The sequence below is a fragment of the Mycoplasma sp. 3341 genome, from assembly GCF_051549855.1.
GTDB lineage: Bacteria > Bacillota_I > Bacilli_A > Mycoplasmatales > Metamycoplasmataceae > Metamycoplasma.
In genome coordinates, this window is record NZ_CP196080.1 from 180,418 (window position 1) to 200,592 (window position 20,175).

21 protein-coding genes, 5 tRNA genes and 1 pseudogene are annotated in these 20,175 nt (G+C 32.4%); 24 read left to right on the forward strand and 3 right to left on the reverse strand.

Annotated elements, in window-relative coordinates; translation table 4 throughout:
• Window positions 1-10: 10 nt before the first annotated feature.
• From atpA to ACSH40_RS00895, 13 genes and pseudogenes are all read left to right on the forward strand, one after another.
• The gene (atpA, locus tag ACSH40_RS00835; protein WP_438341679.1) at window positions 11-1,573 is read left to right on the forward strand and encodes a F0F1 ATP synthase subunit alpha; all 1,563 of its coding nucleotides are present in this window, start codon (window positions 11-13) and stop codon (window positions 1,571-1,573) included.
• On the forward strand, window positions 1,573-2,427 hold the full coding sequence (gene atpG / locus ACSH40_RS00840; protein ID WP_438341680.1) for an ATP synthase F1 subunit gamma: 855 nt from the start codon (window positions 1,573-1,575) through the stop codon (window positions 2,425-2,427). The genes atpA and atpG overlap by 1 nt, the downstream gene beginning before the upstream one ends.
• A gap of 12 nt (window positions 2,428-2,439) precedes the next feature.
• On the forward strand, window positions 2,440-3,858 hold the full coding sequence (gene atpD, locus ACSH40_RS00845; RefSeq protein WP_438341681.1) for a F0F1 ATP synthase subunit beta: 1,419 nt from the start codon (window positions 2,440-2,442) through the stop codon (window positions 3,856-3,858).
• Window positions 3,848-4,222 carry a hypothetical protein gene (locus ACSH40_RS00850; RefSeq protein WP_438341682.1) on the forward strand — a complete coding sequence of 125 codons (375 nt, stop codon included), beginning with the start codon at window positions 3,848-3,850 and terminating at the stop codon, window positions 4,220-4,222. The genes atpD and ACSH40_RS00850 overlap by 11 nt, the downstream gene beginning before the upstream one ends.
• 173 nt (window positions 4,223-4,395) lie before the next feature.
• On the forward strand, window positions 4,396-5,133 hold the full coding sequence (locus ACSH40_RS00855) for a DNA-processing protein DprA (RefSeq protein WP_438341683.1): 738 nt from the start codon (window positions 4,396-4,398) through the stop codon (window positions 5,131-5,133).
• Window positions 5,134-5,179: 46 nt separating this feature from the next.
• On the forward strand, window positions 5,180-5,926 hold the full coding sequence (gene deoD / locus ACSH40_RS00860) for a purine-nucleoside phosphorylase (RefSeq protein ID WP_438341684.1): 747 nt from the start codon (window positions 5,180-5,182) through the stop codon (window positions 5,924-5,926).
• An 8-nt stretch (window positions 5,927-5,934) separates the two neighbouring features.
• On the forward strand, window positions 5,935-7,224 hold the full coding sequence (locus tag ACSH40_RS00865) for a thymidine phosphorylase (protein WP_438341685.1): 1,290 nt from the start codon (window positions 5,935-5,937) through the stop codon (window positions 7,222-7,224).
• 7 nt (window positions 7,225-7,231) lie between these two features.
• The gene (gene deoC / locus ACSH40_RS00870) at window positions 7,232-7,876 is read left to right on the forward strand and encodes a deoxyribose-phosphate aldolase (protein ID WP_438341686.1); all 645 of its coding nucleotides are present in this window, start codon (window positions 7,232-7,234) and stop codon (window positions 7,874-7,876) included.
• 4 nt (window positions 7,877-7,880) lie between these two features.
• Window positions 7,881-8,518, forward strand: a pseudogene (gene upp, locus ACSH40_RS00875) (uracil phosphoribosyltransferase).
• An 89-nt stretch (window positions 8,519-8,607) separates the two neighbouring features.
• Complete coding sequence (lon, locus tag ACSH40_RS00880; RefSeq protein ID WP_438341687.1) at window positions 8,608-11,058, forward strand: endopeptidase La; 2,451 nt, start codon at window positions 8,608-8,610, stop codon at window positions 11,056-11,058.
• A gap of 194 nt (window positions 11,059-11,252) precedes the next feature.
• On the forward strand, window positions 11,253-12,104 hold the full coding sequence (gene rpsB, locus ACSH40_RS00885) for a 30S ribosomal protein S2 (protein ID WP_438341688.1): 852 nt from the start codon (window positions 11,253-11,255) through the stop codon (window positions 12,102-12,104).
• Between the two features lie 2 nt (window positions 12,105-12,106).
• The gene (gene tsf, locus ACSH40_RS00890) at window positions 12,107-13,000 is read left to right on the forward strand and encodes a translation elongation factor Ts (RefSeq protein ID WP_438341689.1); all 894 of its coding nucleotides are present in this window, start codon (window positions 12,107-12,109) and stop codon (window positions 12,998-13,000) included.
• A 101-nt stretch (window positions 13,001-13,101) separates the two neighbouring features.
• The gene (locus ACSH40_RS00895) at window positions 13,102-13,884 is read left to right on the forward strand and encodes a tRNA1(Val) (adenine(37)-N6)-methyltransferase (RefSeq protein WP_438341690.1); all 783 of its coding nucleotides are present in this window, start codon (window positions 13,102-13,104) and stop codon (window positions 13,882-13,884) included.
• Between the two features lie 41 nt (window positions 13,885-13,925).
• Here the strand turns inward: ACSH40_RS00895 and ACSH40_RS00900 are convergent, their stop codons facing one another.
• Window positions 13,926-15,317: a hypothetical protein gene (locus tag ACSH40_RS00900; RefSeq protein ID WP_438341691.1), complete on the reverse strand. Its 1,392-nt coding sequence runs from the start codon at window positions 15,315-15,317 to the stop codon at window positions 13,926-13,928.
• Window positions 15,318-15,327: 10 nt separating this feature from the next.
• Entirely contained in the window at window positions 15,328-15,732 is a 405-nt protein-coding gene (gene cdd / locus ACSH40_RS00905) for a cytidine deaminase (protein WP_438341692.1), read from the reverse strand.
• A 176-nt stretch (window positions 15,733-15,908) separates the two neighbouring features.
• Here cdd and infC point away from each other — a divergent pair, with 176 nt between their 5' ends.
• The 8 genes from infC to ACSH40_RS00945 all read left to right on the forward strand — a co-directional run bounded on the left by infC (window position 15,909) and on the right by ACSH40_RS00945 (window position 19,163).
• Complete coding sequence (infC, locus tag ACSH40_RS00910) at window positions 15,909-16,571, forward strand: translation initiation factor IF-3 (protein ID WP_438341693.1); 663 nt, start codon at window positions 15,909-15,911, stop codon at window positions 16,569-16,571.
• Window positions 16,552-16,740 carry a 50S ribosomal protein L35 gene (rpmI, locus tag ACSH40_RS00915; protein WP_438341694.1) on the forward strand — a complete coding sequence of 63 codons (189 nt, stop codon included), beginning with the start codon at window positions 16,552-16,554 and terminating at the stop codon, window positions 16,738-16,740. The genes infC and rpmI overlap by 20 nt, the downstream gene beginning before the upstream one ends.
• Window positions 16,741-16,750: 10 nt before the next feature.
• Entirely contained in the window at window positions 16,751-17,107 is a 357-nt protein-coding gene (rplT, locus tag ACSH40_RS00920; protein WP_438341806.1) for a 50S ribosomal protein L20, read from the forward strand.
• Window positions 17,108-17,172: 65 nt separating this feature from the next.
• Window positions 17,173-17,838 carry a 16S rRNA (uracil(1498)-N(3))-methyltransferase gene (locus tag ACSH40_RS00925; RefSeq protein ID WP_438341695.1) on the forward strand — a complete coding sequence of 222 codons (666 nt, stop codon included), beginning with the start codon at window positions 17,173-17,175 and terminating at the stop codon, window positions 17,836-17,838.
• A gap of 266 nt (window positions 17,839-18,104) precedes the next feature.
• Window positions 18,105-18,539, forward strand: a complete 435-nt coding sequence (rplM, locus tag ACSH40_RS00930) for a 50S ribosomal protein L13 (protein ID WP_438341696.1) — start codon at window positions 18,105-18,107, stop codon at window positions 18,537-18,539.
• The gene (gene rpsI, locus ACSH40_RS00935; RefSeq protein ID WP_438341697.1) at window positions 18,539-18,931 is read left to right on the forward strand and encodes a 30S ribosomal protein S9; all 393 of its coding nucleotides are present in this window, start codon (window positions 18,539-18,541) and stop codon (window positions 18,929-18,931) included. The genes rplM and rpsI overlap by 1 nt, the downstream gene beginning before the upstream one ends.
• 30 nt (window positions 18,932-18,961) lie before the next feature.
• A tRNA-Ile gene (locus ACSH40_RS00940) sits at window positions 18,962-19,038 on the forward strand.
• A gap of 50 nt (window positions 19,039-19,088) precedes the next feature.
• Window positions 19,089-19,163: transfer RNA gene (locus tag ACSH40_RS00945), tRNA-Thr, on the forward strand.
• A 64-nt stretch (window positions 19,164-19,227) separates the two neighbouring features.
• On the opposite strand, the gene ACSH40_RS00950 is transcribed toward ACSH40_RS00945, so the two are convergent.
• A complete protein-coding gene (locus ACSH40_RS00950) occupies window positions 19,228-19,710 on the reverse strand; it encodes a dUTP diphosphatase (protein WP_438341698.1) in 483 nt (160 codons plus the stop codon).
• A 50-nt stretch (window positions 19,711-19,760) separates the two neighbouring features.
• On the opposite strand from ACSH40_RS00950, the gene ACSH40_RS00955 reads away from it, so the two are divergent.
• From ACSH40_RS00955 to ACSH40_RS00965, 3 genes are all read left to right on the forward strand, one after another.
• Window positions 19,761-19,844, forward strand: a tRNA-Leu gene (locus tag ACSH40_RS00955).
• Between the two features lie 88 nt (window positions 19,845-19,932).
• Window positions 19,933-20,019: transfer RNA gene (locus ACSH40_RS00960), tRNA-Leu, on the forward strand.
• Window positions 20,020-20,025: 6 nt separating this feature from the next.
• A tRNA-Lys gene (locus ACSH40_RS00965) sits at window positions 20,026-20,101 on the forward strand.
• The last annotated feature ends 74 nt before the right edge of the window (window positions 20,102-20,175 follow it).

Sequence of the window (20,175 nt, forward strand, 5' to 3'; positions counted from 1 at the left end):
GGAGGTAACCATGGCTTTAAAACCAACAAGCTTAAGTGCAATTATTAAAAATCAAGTCAAAAATTTTGCAAAGCAAATTGAAACAGCTGAAATTGGTGAGGTTGTTACCGTTGGAGATGGTATTGCTCTTATTAGTGGTTTAGATAACGCTAAACTAGGAGAACTAATTGCCTTTGAAAATGATGTTTATGGAATGGTTCTAAACTTAGAAGAAGAACTAGCCGGAGTTGTTATCTTAGGAAATGATGAAAAAATTACTGAAGGAAGCGAAGTTAAAAGAACTAATAAAGTTATTTCAACTCCAGTTGGAGATGGACTTTTAGGGCGTGTAGTGGATGCTCTTGCTAACCCAATCGATGGAAAAGGCCCAATTTCTGCTTCTTATTATTCAGAAATTTTCAAAGTTGCTCCTGGTATTATGACTCGTGAAGAAGTTAATCAACCACTAGAAACTGGAATCCTAGCCATTGATGCCTTAGTTCCAATTGGAAAAGGACAACGTGAACTAATCATCGGTGACCGTCAAACAGGAAAAACCGCCATTGCTATTGATACAATATTGAACCAAAAAGGTAAAAATGTTTTATGTATTTATGTTGCAATCGGACAAAAAAATTCAACTGTTAGCCAAATTGTAGAAACTTTAAAAGCTAATGATGCTTTAAGTTACACAACAATCATTAATGCTGGAGCTAGTGAAGCTTCACCATTGCAATATATTGCTCCATACACTGGAATCACTATTGCTGAAGAGTGAATGGAACACGGTAAAGAAGTTTTAATTATTTATGATGACTTATCAAAACACGCTGTTGCTTACCGGACACTATCATTGTTATTGCGTCGTCCTCCTGGACGTGAAGCATACCCTGGAGATGTTTTCTATCTACACTCACAACTTTTAGAGCGTAGTGCACGTTTAAACAAAGAAAATGGTGGTGGTTCATGTACTGCCTTACCAATTGTTGAGACTCAAGCGGGAGATATTTCAGCTTATATTCCAACTAACGTAATTTCAATCACTGACGGACAAATTTTTACTAAAGAAAGTTTGTTCAATTCAGGACAAAGACCAGCTGTTGACGTTGGATTTAGTGTTAGTCGGGTAGGGGGTAGTGCACAAATTAAAGCTATTAAACAAGTTTCAGGTTCACTAAAACTTGAATTAGCACAATACAACGAAATGCAAGCATTTGCTCAATTTGGTTCAGATCTTGATGAAAATACTCGTATGATCTTAGAACATGGAGCTAAAGTTTACGAATTTCTAAAACAAGCACAATACTCACCTTTAGACCAATATGACCAAGCATTATTGCTATTTTGTATCAAATATCGTTTAACTAACCCTATTCCAGTTGAGTATATTGCTTTATTTAAAAATGAAGTACTATCATTTTTCAAGCAAGACAAAAAAGCAATGTCACTAAAAATGAAATTACAACAAGACAAACAATTTGATAATGAATTAGTAGCAAATCTAAAAGAATTATTAACTGATTTTATTCTTAATACATTCTTAAAGACTATTCCTAACTACGATAGTAGTCAATACAACGCTATTCCTGCATAATGGCTGATTTATTAGGAATCAAACACAGAATTGAATCAGTAACAACCACTAAGAAAATTACTAAAGCAATGGAATTAGTGGCCACTGCCAAAATTGCCAAAATCAAAACCGATTTCAATAAAATAAATGTTTACTATGATCGGGTAATGGCTGTTTTTGACAACATTCTCTTACATGCTGAGGATATTAATAAAATCCTTAACTCACAATCTCCTAAAGACACAAAACCACAAAAACTTTATATAGTAATTGGTTCTGATTTAGGTCTTTGTGGTGCATACAATGCTAATTTATACAAAATGATTCGTGATTTAAACGATGAAAAACCATTATTTATTGTTTTAGGAAGTAAAATTCTTAACTTTTTAAACGAAAAATATGGTGATCAAGTTATTCAGTCATTTATTCACGTTGGAGATAGTTTAGACTATTCTTTGACACAAATCATTAGTCAAAAAATCTACGATGTGATTCAAAAAGTTCACATTTCAGAGGTAAATATCATTTACACTCAGTACATTAACTCAATCACTACTGAACCGAAAATTAAACAAATTTTTCCATTGCAGCACACTGGAAGAACACAAGAAATTAATCGCACCGATTTATCAATTTATGAACCAAGTGCAACTAAGATTTTGGCTTCTTCATTCATTATCTATTTTGAAGCAAGTATTTATTTGGCTTTAGCACATGCAAAATTGAGTGAAACTAGTGCAAGAAGAACTGCGATGGAAAATGCAACTGATAATGCAAATGAATTAATTGGCGAATTGCAATTAAATTACAACCGTTCAAGACAAGCAAAAATTACTCAAGAAATCACTGAAATCATCAGTGGTTCAAATTCTTAAGAAAGGAGTTATATGTCAGAAAATAAAAAAACAAACGTTGGAAAAATTGTTCAAATTTTAGGACCTGTTGTCGACGTTCAATTTAGTGAAGGACACGTTCCTTTTATCAACAATGCTTTAGTGCTAAATTTTGAAAATAAAAAGTATGTTTTCGAAGTAGCACAACAAATTGGAAATGACACAGTACGGACAATTTCAATGGACTTAACATTCGGTTTGCGCCGTGGACTAGAAGTTATTGACACTGGAGCGCCAATTAGTGTACCAGTTGGAGCACAAGTGCTTTCAAGAATGTTTAACGTTTTAGGGGATGCTATTGATGGCAAAAATTTCGACTATAGCAATGTTAAATATGAACCTATTTACCGCCCTGCACCTGCTTTTGAAGACCAAAAATCAACAATTGAAATTCTAGAAACAGGAATTAAAGTTGTCGATCTATTAATGCCTTATGTTAAAGGAGGGAAAATTGGTCTTTTTGGTGGAGCTGGAGTTGGTAAAACCGTTCTAATTCAAGAATTAATTAATAACATCGCTACTCAACACGGGGGAATAAGTGTTTTCGCCGGAGTAGGAGAAAGAACACGTGAAGGAAATGACCTTTACCACGAAATGGAAGCAAGTGGAGTTTTAGATAAAACTGCTTTAGTATTCGGACAAATGAACGAGCCTCCTGGAGCTCGGATGAGAGTTGCTTTTACAGCTCTAACAATGGCCGAACACTTCCGTGATCGTGAAAATCAAGATGTGCTTTTATTCATTGACAACATCTTCCGTTTCACTCAAGCTGGTAGTGAAGTTAGTGCTCTGTTAGGGCGTATGCCTTCAGCCGTTGGATATCAACCAACACTAGCAACTGAAATGGGTTCATTGCAAGAAAGAATTACTTCAACCAAACAAGGATCAATTACTTCGGTTCAAGCTGTTTATGTGCCAGCCGATGACTTAACTGACCCTGCTCCTGCTACAACCTTTACTCACCTTGATGCTAAAACAGTTCTTGACCGTAACATTGCAGCTTTAGGAATTTATCCTGCTATTGACCCACTTGCTTCAGGATCACGTCTACTAGATCCACAAGTAATTGGAACAGAACACTACAATGTTGCTCGTGGAGTTCAAAATATTTTACAAAGATTCAAAGAACTACAAGACATTATTGCAATTTTGGGAATGGACGAATTGAGTGAAGAAGATAAAAAAGTTGTTGCTCGTGCTCGTCGTATTCGGAACTTTTTATCACAACCATTCTTCGTTGCTGAAAAATTCTCAGGTTACCAAGGTAAATACATTAAATTAAAAGATACAGTTCGTTCATTCGGAGAAATCTTGGCAGGTAAATACGATGACTTACCTGAAGAAGCTTTCTTATATGTTGGAACAATTGAAGAAGTAGTGCAAAAAGCACAAAAACTAGCAAATGGCAAGTAGTTTAATTTCAGTCACAATAACCACTCCTTATGGAAGTTTTTTAGAAACTAAAACAGATATTGTTACTCTAAAAACAACTGAAGGATACATTGGTTTACAAGCAAATTGTTTAGAATTTACCGCAGCTATTGTAACCAGTCAATTATTTGTTGGTGGTTCAGGAATTGATGCTTCAGAAAGAAAAGTTTTTTATGTTAATAAAGGTATCGTGCACTCACGTGCTGATAGAATTGACATCATTGTAAATAACATTTCAACAGAACCTTTAAACTTAAAAACTACTTATACTGAAGACAAAGACTCAAAAAAATACTCTTTTATCGAAGAAATCAATATCAAAAAAGCCTTGAACAATTCAAGATAATAGTAATTATCAAGGCACAACATATACTTAAATTTTGATTATAATAAAGTAAAGTCGCAACTTTGGTTTGCGACTTTTTTGCTATTTTTTTAGCTTCAGCAAAGACAACAAAAATATCAAATTTTGTTTCAAAAATGATCGGTTTTTTTACTTTAATAGGTAGGAGAGACAAAATGAATGAAATTGTAAAATATTTTTCAATTAAATACAATGGTGATTGAGACAAAATTTACCATGCTTTAGAACAACAAGAACCTATTAAAGATGAAGAACTAGAAAATATTGAAGATAAATTTAGCAATTGCTTATCACTTTTTAATAGAAATTATCCCGATGAATTTTTACGTTTAGCTAAACCGCCTTTTACTCTGTTTTATCAAGGCAAAATACAAAATTTACATAATAAGAACAAATTAGCATTTACAGGAGCATATTTAGACACTAAGATAGAAGCCTTGATTGATATGGTGTTTGAAAAATTAAAAAATATTGATTGTAGCCTAGTGACCACAGTTCATAATGAAGTAGAACGCTACATATTTTGAAAATTTTATGATGCAAACAAACCAGTAATTTTAATTTCAACACTCGATACTCAAAGTACACTAGATAAACTAAAAATATCAGCTATAAATGACAATTTGGTGATTATCAGTGAATTATATAAACCAGTTAAGAAATTGGAAAAGAAACATTTTGAAGCAACCAAGCGATTATGTTCTTCGTTAGCAAGTAAGTTAGTTATTTTTTCTTCTTTAAAAGAGGATAAAAATATTGATAAATTGATCGACCATTTCATTGATAGAAATAAAGATGTATATGCATTTCCAAGCACTGAAAACGATGAAAAAAACAACAATAACGAACTTATAAATGAAGGAGCAAAAATGATTACCTCTTTTGAAATTTAGCCTTGTCATACCACCAAGCCGATTGTGTCTTTGTGATAAAATTAATATGGTAGAAAATACCTGAAATTTACAACTATTAGGAGACAAAATGACACCACACATTAATGCCAAAAAAGGCGACATTGCTAAACTAGTTTTGATGCCAGGAGATCCTCTAAGAGCAAAATTCATTGCTGAAAAATACTTAGAAAATCCTCGTTTAGTATCAAATGTTAGAAATGTTTTAATGTATACAGGTAAATACCACGGACATGAAGTTAGTGTCTGTGCCTCAGGTATGGGTATCCCTTCAATCGGGATTTACGCATATGAATTATTTAACTTTTATGATGCAGAATCAATTGTTAGAATTGGTTCAAGTGGAGCCTTCGTTGAAGATTTAGCTCTATATGATATTGTTTTAACAAAAAGCTGTTTTGGAGAAAACACTTCATTCAGAAAAGCTTTTTTAGGAACTGAAGAAAATATTGTTTATCCTTCAGAAGAATTAAATAATCAAATTTTAAAAAATGCTAAACAATTAAACATTCCAGTTCGTTTAGAACACGTTTATTCAGAAGATGCTTTTTACACAGATGTAGCAGTTGATACAAGAATTAAAAATTCACAAGGTGCTGTGTGTGTTGAAATGGAAAGTTATGGACTATTCACTGTAGCTGAAAAACTAAACAAAAAAGCAGCATGTATTTTAACAATTAGTGATAATCTTGTAACTCACCAATATACATCATCAGAAGAGCGTGAAAAAGCATTCAACAAAATGATGGAATTAGCATTATCATTGGCAGGTTAATTATGCGAATGGTAGACTTAATTGATAAAAAAGTAAACAAAATTACTTTAACTAAAGAAGAAATTAACTGAATAATAAATTCTTATACTCAAAATTTAATTCCTGATTATCAAATGTCAGCTTTCTTAATGGCTATTCGTTTGAACTCGATGACCGATAAAGAAACTGCCTATATGACCGAAGCTATGATGAATTCTGGAAAAGTTCTAGATTGATCATATCTAAACACTGATATTGTTGATAAACATTCAACAGGTGGTGTCGGTGACAAAACAAGCCTAGTGTTGATGCCTCTTTTAGCTAGTTTAGGATTAAAAGTAGCAAAGATGTCAGGACGTGGACTTGCACAAACTGGTGGAACTATTGATAAATTGGAATCTATCGAAGGTTTTAAAGTAAGTTTAAGCGACCAAGAATTCAAACAGGCAGTTGAAGAATTAAACATTGCTTTAGTAGGACAAGACGAAAAACTGGTTCCAGCTGATAAGAAAATCTATGCTTTAAGAGATGTTACCGGAACAGTACAATCAATACCTTTAATTGCTTCAAGTATCATGTCTAAAAAACTAGCAACTGGTTCAAATGTTATTTTGTTAGACGTCAAATGTGGTTCAGGGGCTTTTATGAAAAATATTGAGCAGGCTACTGAATTGGGTCAACAAATGATTGATATTGGAAAAAATTTAGGTAAAAAAGTAATGGTTGAAATAACCAATATGCAACAACCTTTAGGTCGTGCTATTGGTAATAAAATTGAAGTTTTGGAAGCAATTGAAACATTAAAAGGGCATGGTCCTGAAGATTTCAAGCAACTAATTTATTCTTCAGCATCAGCATTTTTATTAGAAACTAAAAAAGTTAGTTCAGAAAAACAAGCATACGATCTAATTAAGCAATATCTTGAAAATGGTACTGCTTATAAAATGTTTCTAGCTTGAATTAAAAACCAAGGTGGAAACACTGAAGTTCTTGAATCAAAAGATTGATTTAAGCCACAATATACTTATGAATTAAAGAGTGAAAACGAAGGTTATTTAGAAATTACTAGTGCTCTTGATTTTGGTCTAGCAGCAATGAAACTAGGTGCAGGAAGACAAACAAAAGAAGATATGCTAGATTTCGAAGCAGGAATTTATTTAAACAAAGTGACAAATGAGTATGTTAAAAAAGGTGAAACATTGTTTACTTTTTATTCATCAAAACCAATTAATAATGAGGTTATTGAAGAAATAGAAAAATCATACAAATTCAATCAAAAACCTATTGATAATCCAATTATTTTTAAAAAGATGCGTTAGGAGCAAAATGCAATACAACAGAATGGTGGATCACACCTTACTAAAACCAGAAGCTACTCAAAAAGAAATTGATAAATTAATCAATGAAGCAATCCAATACGATTTCAAAAGTGTGTGTATAAATCCAACTTGAATTAAACATGCCAAAGAAAAATTAGCCAATTCAAATACTATAGTTTGTACAGTAGTAGGTTTTCCATTAGGAGCTATGGTAACACAGGCTAAAGTTCATGAAACAAAATTAGCTTTGGCACACGGAGCCGATGAAATCGATATGGTAATTAATATTGGTCGTTTCAAACAAGGACAATACGATTTTGTTTTAAATGAAATCAAAGAAATTAAAAAAGAATGTAAAGACAAAATTCTAAAAGTAATCATTGAGACTGCTTTATTAACTAACGAAGAAATAAGAAAAGCAACTGAAATAGTTTTAGCTTCAGGAGCGGATTTTGTCAAAACATCAACTGGATTTTCATACCGTGGAGCAAGTTTTGAAGACATCGAAATTATGAAAGATGTTGTAGGTGACAAAATTGAAATTAAAGCAGCCGGTGGAATTAAAACTTGAGAAGATATGGAAAAAATGTACCAGTTGGGTGCAACAAGATTCGGTATGTCAAAATCAGTTGAAATCTTCAAAAAGGACTAATCTTATGGTAAAGATTTTTGATCACCCGCTTATTAAAACGAAATTGACGACAATGCGTCAAAAAGATACACCGCATGAAGAATTTCGTAAAAATCTTAATGAAATTGCTTCATTAATGGTTTTTGAAATAATGCGTGATTACGAACCTAAACAAATATCGATCATTACGCCGACAGAAACGCAAACAACTGGATACATTTTAGATAAAGAAATTGTTATTGTTCCAATTTTAAGAGCAGGACTAGGGATGGTAGATGGAATTTTAAATCTAATTCCACAGGCAAGAGTAGGTCATATTGGCTTATATCGCGATGAAAAAACATTTCAAGTTCATAAATATTTCTACAAAATTCCAGATGTTGCCAAAGACAGTGTTGTAATGGTTGTTGATCCGATGTTAGCAACCGGAACAAGTGCTTACGATGCGCTATCAATGAGCTAAAAAAAGATGGCTTTAGCAACATTAAACTAGTTTGTTTGGTTGGTGTTGAGCAAGGAATTAAAAAGATTACTTCTTCATTTAGCGATGTTGATATCTTCTTAGCATGTCAAGATTCACATCTAAATGATAAAAAGTACATAATTCCAGGTTTAGGAGATGCAGGTGATCGTATTTTTGGAACCAAGGATTTAAAATTTTAAGCCCAATTTGGGCTTTTTGTATTTTTAGCACATTACATTGTTGAGTGCTAATTTATGCTATAATTAGGACAACTTAGAAAGGAGCAAGAATGCAATACCCATTTATCGGACTAAGAAATGATTTTGTTGCAGTGGGCGAAACTAAAAAAATTAAAGTTGGTAAGACTCGCAGCCTATCGATTTGAAAACATGCTGAAGATCATAATGCCAATGTAATGGCGCTTTTCCCAATTAAACCAAGCAGTCTAAATAAAACTGGTGAATTAACTTTTGATGATTATTTAGAATACGGAACAGTAGTAACTTGAGAACCAGTCAACGGTCAATCAAAAGTAAAAGATATAAACTTCAAAGCACTTAAAAAAGTAAAACTTTTAGAACTAAAGGATTTAACTGTTTTATCAAATGAAGACATTCCTGAATTAATGTCTAATGCAAGTGCTGTTGTTGAAGAAGTAAGAGAATATGTTTCTGACTTAAATTTAGCTAAAGCATTATTATCAAAACTTGCAAAAGCATTGCAAAAAGTTATCAATAGTGAAAGTTCAGAAGCTTTTACAGCGCCAATTGAAACAATTTATACAGCTGAAGATTTAATGCCTTTTGCTGATATTTTGTTAGGTTCAGTTTCAAAACTGGATTTTGAAGATAGATATAAAATTTTTGAACAAAACGATTATGTTGAAAAACTTTCGTTAGCAATTTCAGGATTTATTAAACTAAGACAATTAAATGTTATTGATGAAGAAATTGATGCTGCTCTAAGAAATGAATTAGACTCACAACAAAAAGAATACTTACTACGTGAAAGAATGAGAATAATTCAAGATTCACTAGGTGGTAATGAAGAAGAAACACAATACGAAAAAACAATCAAAAATAGTGAATTAAATCTACTTTATCCAGATGTTGTTAAAACAACAATTGCCAAAGAAAAAGCACGTATCAAAGAGATGATGCCATCAAGCCCCGAGGCAAATATTGCTAAAAATTATATTGAATTATTACAAGTTTTACCTTGAAGAAAAGTAAAAGCAGAAAATTTAGACATTGAGAATGTAAAAAAAGTTTTAGACTCACAACACTATGGTTTAAAGAAACCAAAAGAAAGAATTTTGGAATTTATTGCTGTAATGAATCACAATAAAGCACAAAATCAACATAAAAATGAATATGTAAAGATTCCTAACGATAAAGATCACCTAATTGACAAAAACTTATTTGTTTCAAAAGAAGGAAGTCTTGTAAATGAAGCAGTAAGACCAATGCCAATCTTGACACTAATTGGTCCTCCAGGGGTAGGAAAAACTACTTTAGTTCGTTCAATTGCTAATGCTCTAGAAAGACCATACATCAAAGTAAGTTTAGGTGGTGTAAAAGATGAATCTGAAATTCGTGGACACCGTCGTACTTATGTAGGGGCAATGCCTGGAAAAATCATTAATGCCATCAAAAAAGCAGGTGTTTCAAACCCAGTTGTTTTATTAGACGAAATTGATAAAATGTCGGCTGATTATCGTGGAGATCCTACTTCAGCACTTTTAGAGGTTTTAGATCCAGAACAAAACGTAAACTTCCAAGATCACTATTTGGACGTTGAATATGATCTTTCGAAAGTGTTGTTTATTGCGACAGCAAACTACTATGATTCAATTCCTGAGGCATTGATCGATAGGGTTGAATTGATTGAATTAAGTTCATACACATCAATTGAAAAACTACAAATTGCTAAGCGTCACTTGCTTCCAAAAGTTCTTGAATTTAACTCATTAACTGAAAAACAATACCAAATTAGCGATGATGTGATTAACTATATCATTAAGTACTACACACTAGAAAGCGGAGTTCGTGAACTAAGTCGTTTACTAGATAAAATCGGTCGTAAAATAGTTGTTAAAATTTTAGACAAAGAAGTAAAAGACGAATTTGTTGTAGATTTAAGTGCAGTTGATGAATTTTTAGGGCCAATCAAATATGATGAGTCTAAAAATGATAAAGAACCACAAATCGGAACAGTTAATGGACTTGCTTGAACTCCATACGGTGGTTCAACACTCCCAATAGAAGTAACAACTTTTGAAGGAAAAGAAGGAATCAAATTGACTGGTTCGCTGAAAGAAGTTATGCAAGAATCGGCACAAATTGCTCTAGGATATGTTAAAGCTAATGCAGAAAAATTTGGCATTGATTTTAAATTTGATGACAACACCATTCACATTCACGTACCTGCAGGGGCAGTTCCTAAAGATGGGCCAAGTGCTGGAGTAACATTTACAACATCGATTATCTCAGCATTGTCGAAACGTCCAGTACCACACACAATTGCCATGACAGGAGAAATTACACTGCGTGGAAAAGTTTTAGCAATTGGTGGACTGAAAGAAAAGTCAGTAGCAGCTTCAAAATTTGGTATCGACACTGTCTTTATTCCACAATCAAACGAAAAAGATTTAGTAAATGTTCCTGATGAAGTTAAAAAAGTAATCAAATTTATTCCAGTCGAACATTACGAACAAATTTTTGACTACATTTTTAAATAATCACTAATCTAGCTTCGGCTAGATTTTTTCTTGCCGGTTTTTGTTATCGAGGCTTTTATGCTAAAATATTTAAGTACTAACCTAGTTGGTACCTATTTTATTAATTTCATCAAGCACCAAAATGGATTTTGATGGTTGTGTCGTATATGATTCCATCATTTCGAAATTTTGGGAAGACAAACAAAGGAAAATTTATGGAAAACAAAAATCAAGAAACAAAAGCTCCAGTACAAGCTGAAGCACAAAAAGAAATCGTTTCAAGAAGTAAACTACTTGAAGCAGGAACATATTTTGGACACCGTGCAAGTGCATGAAATCCAAAAATGAAACCATACCTATACCAAAAAAGACAAGGTATTCACGTTATTGACATTGCTAAAACTCAAAAATCATTAGAATATGCATACAAAATGATTCAAAGAGCAGCGCAAAAAGGTGCTTCATTCATTTTTGTTGGAACTAAAAAACAAGCTAAACAAGCAGTTGAAGAACAAGCAAAAAGAGTTAATTCACCATATGTTGCTGAACGTTGATTAGGTGGAACCTTAACAAACTCAGATACAATCTTCAAAAGTGTTAACTTACTATCAGAACTAGAAGCTAAACAAGCTGGTGGGTATGTAGGATACACCAAAAAAGAAGGATTAAACTTTGACAAAAAAATCGCTAAGTTACAAAGAAACCTAAGTGGTATTCGTCACATGAAAAAAATCCCTAATGTTATGATCGTTGCTTCTCCACTAGCAGATGAAATCGCTATTAAAGAAGCACACAAAAAAGGTGTAAAAGTTTTTGGAATTCTAGACTCAAATGCTGATCCAGATGCAGTTGATTTCGGAATCCCAGCTAACGATGACTCAGTAAAATCAATCACCTTAATCCTAACAATCCTAGCTGATGCTATTGCAACAGGAAGAGGACAAAATGCATTATTTGCTTACCAAAATGATGATGCTATTGTTTTACCTGAAGATCCTAAAAAAGAAGTAGCAAACGACCAACCAAAAAGAAATTTCCGTCGTCCTAACAATTCAAAAGGAGAATAATCATGGCCGCAGAACCAAAATTAATTAAAGAACTAAGAGACCGTACCAATGCTGGTTTCCTAGACTGTAAAAAAGCTTTAGAAGAAACAAACAATGACATTGAAAAAGCAATTGTTTGACTACAAGAAAAAGGTGTAGCTAAAGCCGCTAAAAAAGCAGGAAGAGTTGCTGCTGAAGGTATTGTTCGTGCAGCTAAAAACGACAAATATGCTGTTTTATTTGAATTAAACTCTGAAACAGACTTCGTTGCTAAAAATGAATTATTCCAATCTCTAGTAAGTGAAATCGAAAACGTTTTTCTATCTAATGATTTCGAAACTCTAGAAGACGTAATGAAATTAAAAATTGGATCAGAAACTGTTGAACAAAAAGTTACTGATGCAACGGCAAAAATTGGAGAAAAAATTACTCTACGTCGTGTAGTTAAAATTACTCCTGCTGCAGGTGAAGTAGTTGCTGCTTATACTCACGCTAACAATCGTATTGCATCAGCTGTTTTAGTTAAAGGATCAAATGCTGAATCAGCTCGTAATGTTGCAATGCACGTTGCTGCTTTAAATCCAAACTACGATACAGAAAATGATTTACCAGCTGAATTAAAAGCTCAAATTGAAGAAGAAGCTTTAGCAGATGTTAAATCAAATCCAAAATGAGATAAATTGCCAGAAAAAGTGCAAAAAAGTATGCTTGAAGGTAAATTACGTAAAGCTTACGATGAAAAAGGAATTTTATTATTCCAAGCTTTTGTTATGGAAGACTCAAAAACTGTTGCTCAATATTTAAATGACAACCAACTATCACTAGTTGAATCATTCCGTATTGAAGTTGGAGAAGGTATTGAAGTTAAAGTAGTTGACTTTGCTGCTGAAGTTGCAGAACAAATGAAAGCTGCTTAATAAAAAAAGATATTTTTTAAGGTAGAATCGTTTGATTCTATCTTTTTTGTTTTCTATGTGCTTAACTTGGACAAGTGAAAAATACTATACAATTAATAATTATGAGAAGTAGTTGAAAAGAAAATAATTTAGGTTATCAAGATGGTTTAAAAATAATGCAGGATAAGGAGATGTTTTCATACTCAGTTGACACTATTTTGCTAGGAAATTTTTGTACTTTAAATCGCTCAGTAACAAATATCCTAGAAGTAGGAACTAACAATGCAGCCTTGAGTATTTTCGTTGCTCAAAGAAGTGAAAAAATCAAAATTGATGCCATCGAAATACAACCAAGAGCAGTAGAAATTGCCAATTTTAATGTAACAAAGAATAATCTTGAAAACAAAATTGCCATAATTGAAGCAGATTTTAATGACTATGCACAAGAATATGCTTATAGAGTGGGCAATAAATTAGCAAAAAAATATGATCTTATAATTTGTAATCCCCCTTACTATAAAGTTGATGCAAACATCAAAAGAAAATCCTCTACTTCTTTTCAAGAAATTGCTACTCATGAGATTTATCTAAATTTAGATCAATTATGTGCTGGTTCAAGAAAAATAATTGAACAAAATGGATATTTATCTGTAGTTTTGCCTATTAATCGTTTTGTAGACTGCCTTGAAGCAATGAAAAAACATGGTTTTGAACCAAAAAGAATTCAATTAGTCTTTCCACGTGTTAGTGCTACTCCTAAATTTTGCTTAATAGAAGCAATGTTTACAAAAAATGTAGGGACTGAATTTTTACCTAACATTTACTTGCATCCCGAAGATAAAAAACAACACGTTTACACTGACGAAGTTAAAAAACTTTACGTTCCGATTAAAACTAAAAAATAACAAAAAAAAGAACAGGAGATAAAAGCCTCTTGTTCTTTTCATTATGCTTGTTGTTTATCCTGTTTTGCTAAATATTTAGCTACTCGTGCATCTTTGTGTTCTATGTAAGAAAGTGCGAATTGCTTTGAAACACGAACCAAAAGGCAAGGAGGCGTTTTTAAAGCAAAACTAAATCTTGCAACTTCATTATTTTCTACTTCGCTGGTTATGTAAGCAACTTTTTCATCATTGTATTCTTGCTTGCTAAAATCAGTATCTAAAGCAATGAAATCAATATATTTATTAGTTTCGGGGTCGATAAATTCTTTTTTTAGTGCTGGATTACTGATATAAATAATTGCTTGAGTAGTAAAATCAGTGTTTTTAACAAAGTCTTCCATCGAAGCTAAGATGGTAACTTCTTGATTGTTGTTAGTATTATTTGAAGAATTTTGTGTATTTTCAATTTTTGCATCCTCACTAACATAATCTTCATCATCAATCACTTTGTTATCCAAAAAGACCATACTGTCATCATACATTTTAGAAGCAGATAAATTAATATCAAAACCACCATAAATTACTTGATTATTTATCGCAAGTGATTTTAGTTCTAAAATGTTGCTATTTTTTGTAACATTAAGTATTGTTGGATTTTGTATTTCTATTTCATTTGGTTTATCTAAACCAGGATAGCTAACAATATATTTACCATTCTCAATCTTAACCATATTTTGTGGAAGATTTATGTATTCATTGTTAGCATCGAAAGCAAAGAGTGTTTTAGTTTTATTTTCTGCAGGATATGTAATTACTTGAAGTTTATTTTTGTTAGTTAGAAATTTGATTGTGTCATCTAAGTTTTTGTGTTGTTCAATCAAGATTTCGTCACCTATTTTCACCAAATTTCAAGGATCCTCAGATAGTGCAATAGATACTTTGTTTGCTTTGGCTTTTTGAACGCTTATTCAATTTGTTATATCTTCATCCTTTTGTTCAAAAGGGTTCAAAATATGAGTAATGAACTTACTAAAAAATGTTTGTGTTCAGTCAACGAATAAAAATTTGATTAGTTTTGAGTTACTAGACAGCTCACCGAGTGCCATTCCCTTCATATATAGTTTTAGTTGTTCAGAGTTGAATGGTAATGTTTGTAATGAACTAGATGTTAAATTTATATCGGCAATTAAACGTCGTTTTTCGATTGGATTGATTCAAAGAGATTTGTTAATGTCTTCTTTCATTTCATTGATTCAAGCGAAATTTTTATCTGTAATTTTTATATCTTCAGATGCTTCAACTGTTTTATCAACTAAATCACTTTCTGGTTGAATTCATTTTTCTTCTTTAACAGGATCTTTTTCATTTGTACTGTTACAACTTATTGCTACTAGTGGCAAAGAAGTAGTTGCAACTGTAATTAAAGGCAGTAAGAATTTAAATTGTTTTTTCATATGTTAATGTTTAACCTACTTTAATAGTTGTTGGTCAGATTGCATTTGGTACTAATTCTTCAAGTTTGAATTTCATTACTTCTTTTGTGTCATTTGAATAACAATATACTAAACTATCAGGTTTCATAAATTCACACATTACTTGACGACATCCAGCGCATGGAAATACTGGTTTTTCAGAAGATGAAATAATGTGAATTTCTTTGAATGTTCCTACTTTGCCACCTTGTACTGGTGCTGAGAATAGTGCACTTCTTTCAGCACATAATCCAGATGGAAAAGCAATGTTTTCACAATTGACTCCTCAGTATTGATTATCATTTTCATCAATTGCTAAAGCAGACACATGAAATTTTGAGTATGGAGCATAAGCTTTGTCAAGATTTTGACGTAATTTTTGTAAATCTATTTTCATACTTTAAATTTTAGCAAATGGTTAATCTAGATTAGGCTAATTAATAATTTTTTTGGACTCGGACGGCAATATATTTTTACAAATTTTTATACTAAATGTGGTATTATTTATAAGCATTCAAAGCAAAAAGAAGATTCATTTCTCACCTGGGTTTTATTAAATCGGGTTGCTACTATATGTTTTTTTATGTAGTGGAGAAGTGGATTAATACCACTTTTTTATTTTTAAAGGAGATAGTTATTCAATCTAACGACAATAAAGACAAAAGACCAAAATCAGAACACGTTTTAAACGAACAAATTCCTTACAAGAAGGTGTTTGTTCTAGATAGTGACGGAGAAAAAATTGGTGTTATGTCACGTGATGAAGCAATCGAAAGAGCAAAAAGCGAAAAGAAAGACTTAGTTTTAATTTCAATTGCTGACAACAAACCAATTACAAAAATTCTTGATTACGGAAAATTTAAATACGACCGTAAGAAAAAAGCTAAACAAGCTAAAGAAAAACAATCAGTCACAGTTAATCGTGAGGTTCGTCTAACTGCTATGATTGGTGATCATGACTTGCAAACTAAAGCACGTAAGTCTCGTGAATTTCTACTAAATGGTGATCGGGTAAAAGTTTCTCTAAAGTTTAGAGGTAGAGAAATGCAAAGACCAGAAATTGGTCAAGAAGTTTTAATGAAGTTTTACCAAGCAGTCGAAGATATTGCTAAAATCACTAAAGAACCTACTCTAACCAATGAAAAATTTCTAGATATGTATTTAGAAAAAGATAAGAAAAAAGTGAAACCAAATTCAAACAAAGGAGAAAACAGCGATGCCAAAAATGAAGACTAAAAAAGCGTTAGCTAAACGTATCAAAATCACTGGTAGCGGAAAAGTTAAACGTGGAAAAGCTTATCGTTCACACCTAGCTCAAAATAAATCAACAAAACAAAAAAGACAATCTCGTAAATCTGGAATGATTTCAAAATCAGATTACAAGAGAATTAAAGAATTAATCTAGAAAGGAACTTATTATGCGTGTAAAAGGCGGAACAGTTACAAGAGCTAGAAGACAAAAATGAATTAAATTAGCTAAAGGATACTGAGGACACAAATCAATCGGTTACAAAGTTGCAAAACAAGCGGTTGTTAAATCATGAACATATGCATTTAGAGACCGTAAACAAGTAAAAAGAGAATTCAGAAAACTATGAATCGCTCGTATTAATGCGGCTTCAAGACCTTTAGGATTAACATATTCACGTTTAATCGATGGACTTAAAAAAGCTAACGTGGTTATCAATAGAAAAATGCTTTCTGAACTAGCAATTAACCACCCAAAAACTTTTGAACAAATCGTTGAAAAAGCTAAAGCAGCTTTATACTAATATTCACTTTGAAAGTAGCAATGTGCTACTTTTTTAATTATAATTTTTACAAAAAAAGGAACAACATGCGCTTTATTGTTAATAAAAAAGAAAATAATTACTTCATTTTAGACCAGGAAACTATTCATCACTTAAGAGTTGCTAGACAATTTAACAAAACATTTATTTGCGTTTATGAAAATGAATTTTATCAGTGCCGCTATGAAGACCAAAAAGCTTATATTATCGAAAAATTAGACTTAAACCATGAGTTCAGTAAGCCTGTTGGTTTAGCAGTTAGTTTAATAAATTGAAAAAACTTTGAATTAATTTTACAAAAGGCAACAGAATTAGGTGTCAGTCATATTTATCCGTTCAAAAGTCGTTACAGCGAAATGAAGGTTGATGATTTTGAAAACAAAAGAAAACGCTTTGAGAAAATTATTTTTGAAGCCTGCCAACAATCATTTCGTAACAAAATACCTTCATTAAGTTCAGTGTTAAATTTTGAAGATGTATTAGCAATTAAAGATTTTGACCACCGTTATATTGCTCATGAAAAAAATCAAAGCGAAGGACATAAATTTTTCTTACCATCTTCATTGTTTTTAATTGGACCTGAAGGTGGTTTTAGTGATGAAGAAGTAAATAAAGCTATTCATGCCGGTTTTGAATCAATTAAATTAACTAAAACAATTCTTCGTGCTGAGACTGCTGCTCTTTATGTAATTGCAAAATTACATGATGAATAGATAAAAAGTGTGATTTTTTGGTAAAATTAAATCACTAGATTTTGCAAAATTCTAGCTCACGAAATGCGCACAAAAGCTCTAATAGTTCCGAGTAAAAAGCTTTTGTTAGTCCCGAAATGAATAAATCATTTATGCGCTATATTTATTTTTTAAATTAGCACCATTTTGAGTGTTAAACAAGTTTACAAAATTTTAACAAAATTACCTTTTTTTGTTATAATGTTAAAGCATTTATTTTTTTAAATTAAATTACATAAGGAAAGCACATGCGTCAAACTACAATCGTTAAACACTTAGAAGTTGAAAAAAAATGATACCTAATTGACGCTAAAGACTTAGTTTTAGGACGTCTAAGCGCGCAAGTGGCATCAATTCTAAGAGGAAAAAATAAACCTTCATTCACACCAAACGTGGATATGGGAGATAATGTAATCATTATCAACGCTGACAAAGTTAAATTGACAGCAAAAAAAGAAGAAGATAAAATTTACTACAGCTACTCAGGATACCCTGGAGGGCTAAAGAAAATTAATGCTAAAAACCTAAGAGCTAAAAAACCTATTGCTTTAATTGAAAAAGCAGTTAAAGGAATGCTACCACACACCAAATTAGGACACAAACAATTCAATAACTTATATGTTTATGCAGGAAGTGAACACCCACACCAAGCACAACAACCAGAAGTTTTAGAGGTTAAATAATGGCAGATGTAAGATACTACGGTCTAGGACGTCGTAAAAGCTCAGTAGCAAGAGTTTACTTAGTTCCTGGAAATGGAAAATTCACAATCAATGGAAAAGAAGCAAGAGAATACTTAAATAGTGATATACTATTAAAAGATGCTTCTCAACCATTTGGATTAACAGAAACAACTGCTAAATATGATGTTATTGCTAATGTTAACGGTGGTGGACTAAGTGGACAGGCTGGAGCTGTTAGACTAGGGATTGCGAGAGCATTATTAGAAGTAAATAAAGATTTTCGTCCAGCATTAAAACAAGCAGGAATGTTAACACGTGACGCTAGAGTTAAAGAACGTAAAAAATTCGGATTACGTAAAGCGCGTCGTGCAAGACAATTCTCAAAACGTTAATACAAATTGGCGATGTTTCGCCAATTACATGCGAGCGTAGCTCAGCTGGTTAGAGCACACGACTGATAATCGTGAGGTCGATGGTTCAAGTCCATTCGTTCGCACCATTTCATTAAGTTGACCTAAACAGCCAAACGGCTGTTTTCTTTTACAAAGTGCCACTTTAGTTTAACAGGCAAAACGGGTATCTCGTAAGTATCTATCACAAGTTCGAGTCTTGTAAGTGGCACCATATGTCAAAAGGCAAAATAAAAAATCACTCTTTCAGTAAAAAGTACTGTATATGAGTGATTTTTTTAATATTTATTGTGTGCTCTTTGATGATTAATTTGATTCTTTCTCGCAAAACTGGCTAATATTTCTTCTTCACTAATATTAGCAACTTTAGCAAGTCCTAAGTATAGTCTATAGCAATATGTTAAATTTTTACTATTTAATTCATCTAGCAGTTTAGTACTTGCTTTATACACTTCTGCCAGTTGACGACTGAATGTCTTAGCTAATACTAATGGTTCAATAATAGGACTAATATGCATAGATGCGCTTAAAGAACTCAGAAAGTGAATTCCGTCTGCATACTCTTCTAAAAGTGCTTGACGGTTAATATTTTTGTGAACTTTTCAGTATTTAAATTCTTGAAACTCGTTAGCAAATTCACCAATTTCGACAATTAAAGCTATTACACATTTCAATTTTAAATCTTGCTCACCTGGAGCAATATTTTTACTAAATTCTTCATCTAAATCTTTTTGAGCAGCGAAAATATGTTCTAAATTCATGTATTTTATTATATATGATATACGTATTTTTGCTATATAATATTAGTTATGCCCGTGTGGCGAAATGGTAGACGCAGTTGACTCAAAATCAACCGAAGAGATTCATGCTGGTTCGAGTCCAGTCACGGGCACCAAAGCGCAGTAAAGCGACCAAACTTTTTTATTTTTTATAAAATAAAAAATTATATTTGTGTATAATATTAAAGCAATCTAAGCAGAGTTGCCCAGGTGGCGGAATAGGTAGACGCAAGGGACTTAAAATCCCTCGGTGGCAACACCGTGCTGGTTCAAGTCCAGTTCTGGGCACCATGATATGCGCCCTTAGCTCAGCAGGTAGAGCAAATGGCTTTTAACCATTGGGTCAGAGGTTCGAATCCTCTAGGGCGTACCATTTCAAGAAATTGACCAAAATAGCCTTCACGGCTATTTTTTTTGTATCTTTCTCACATTTTTCTCATTTTTTCC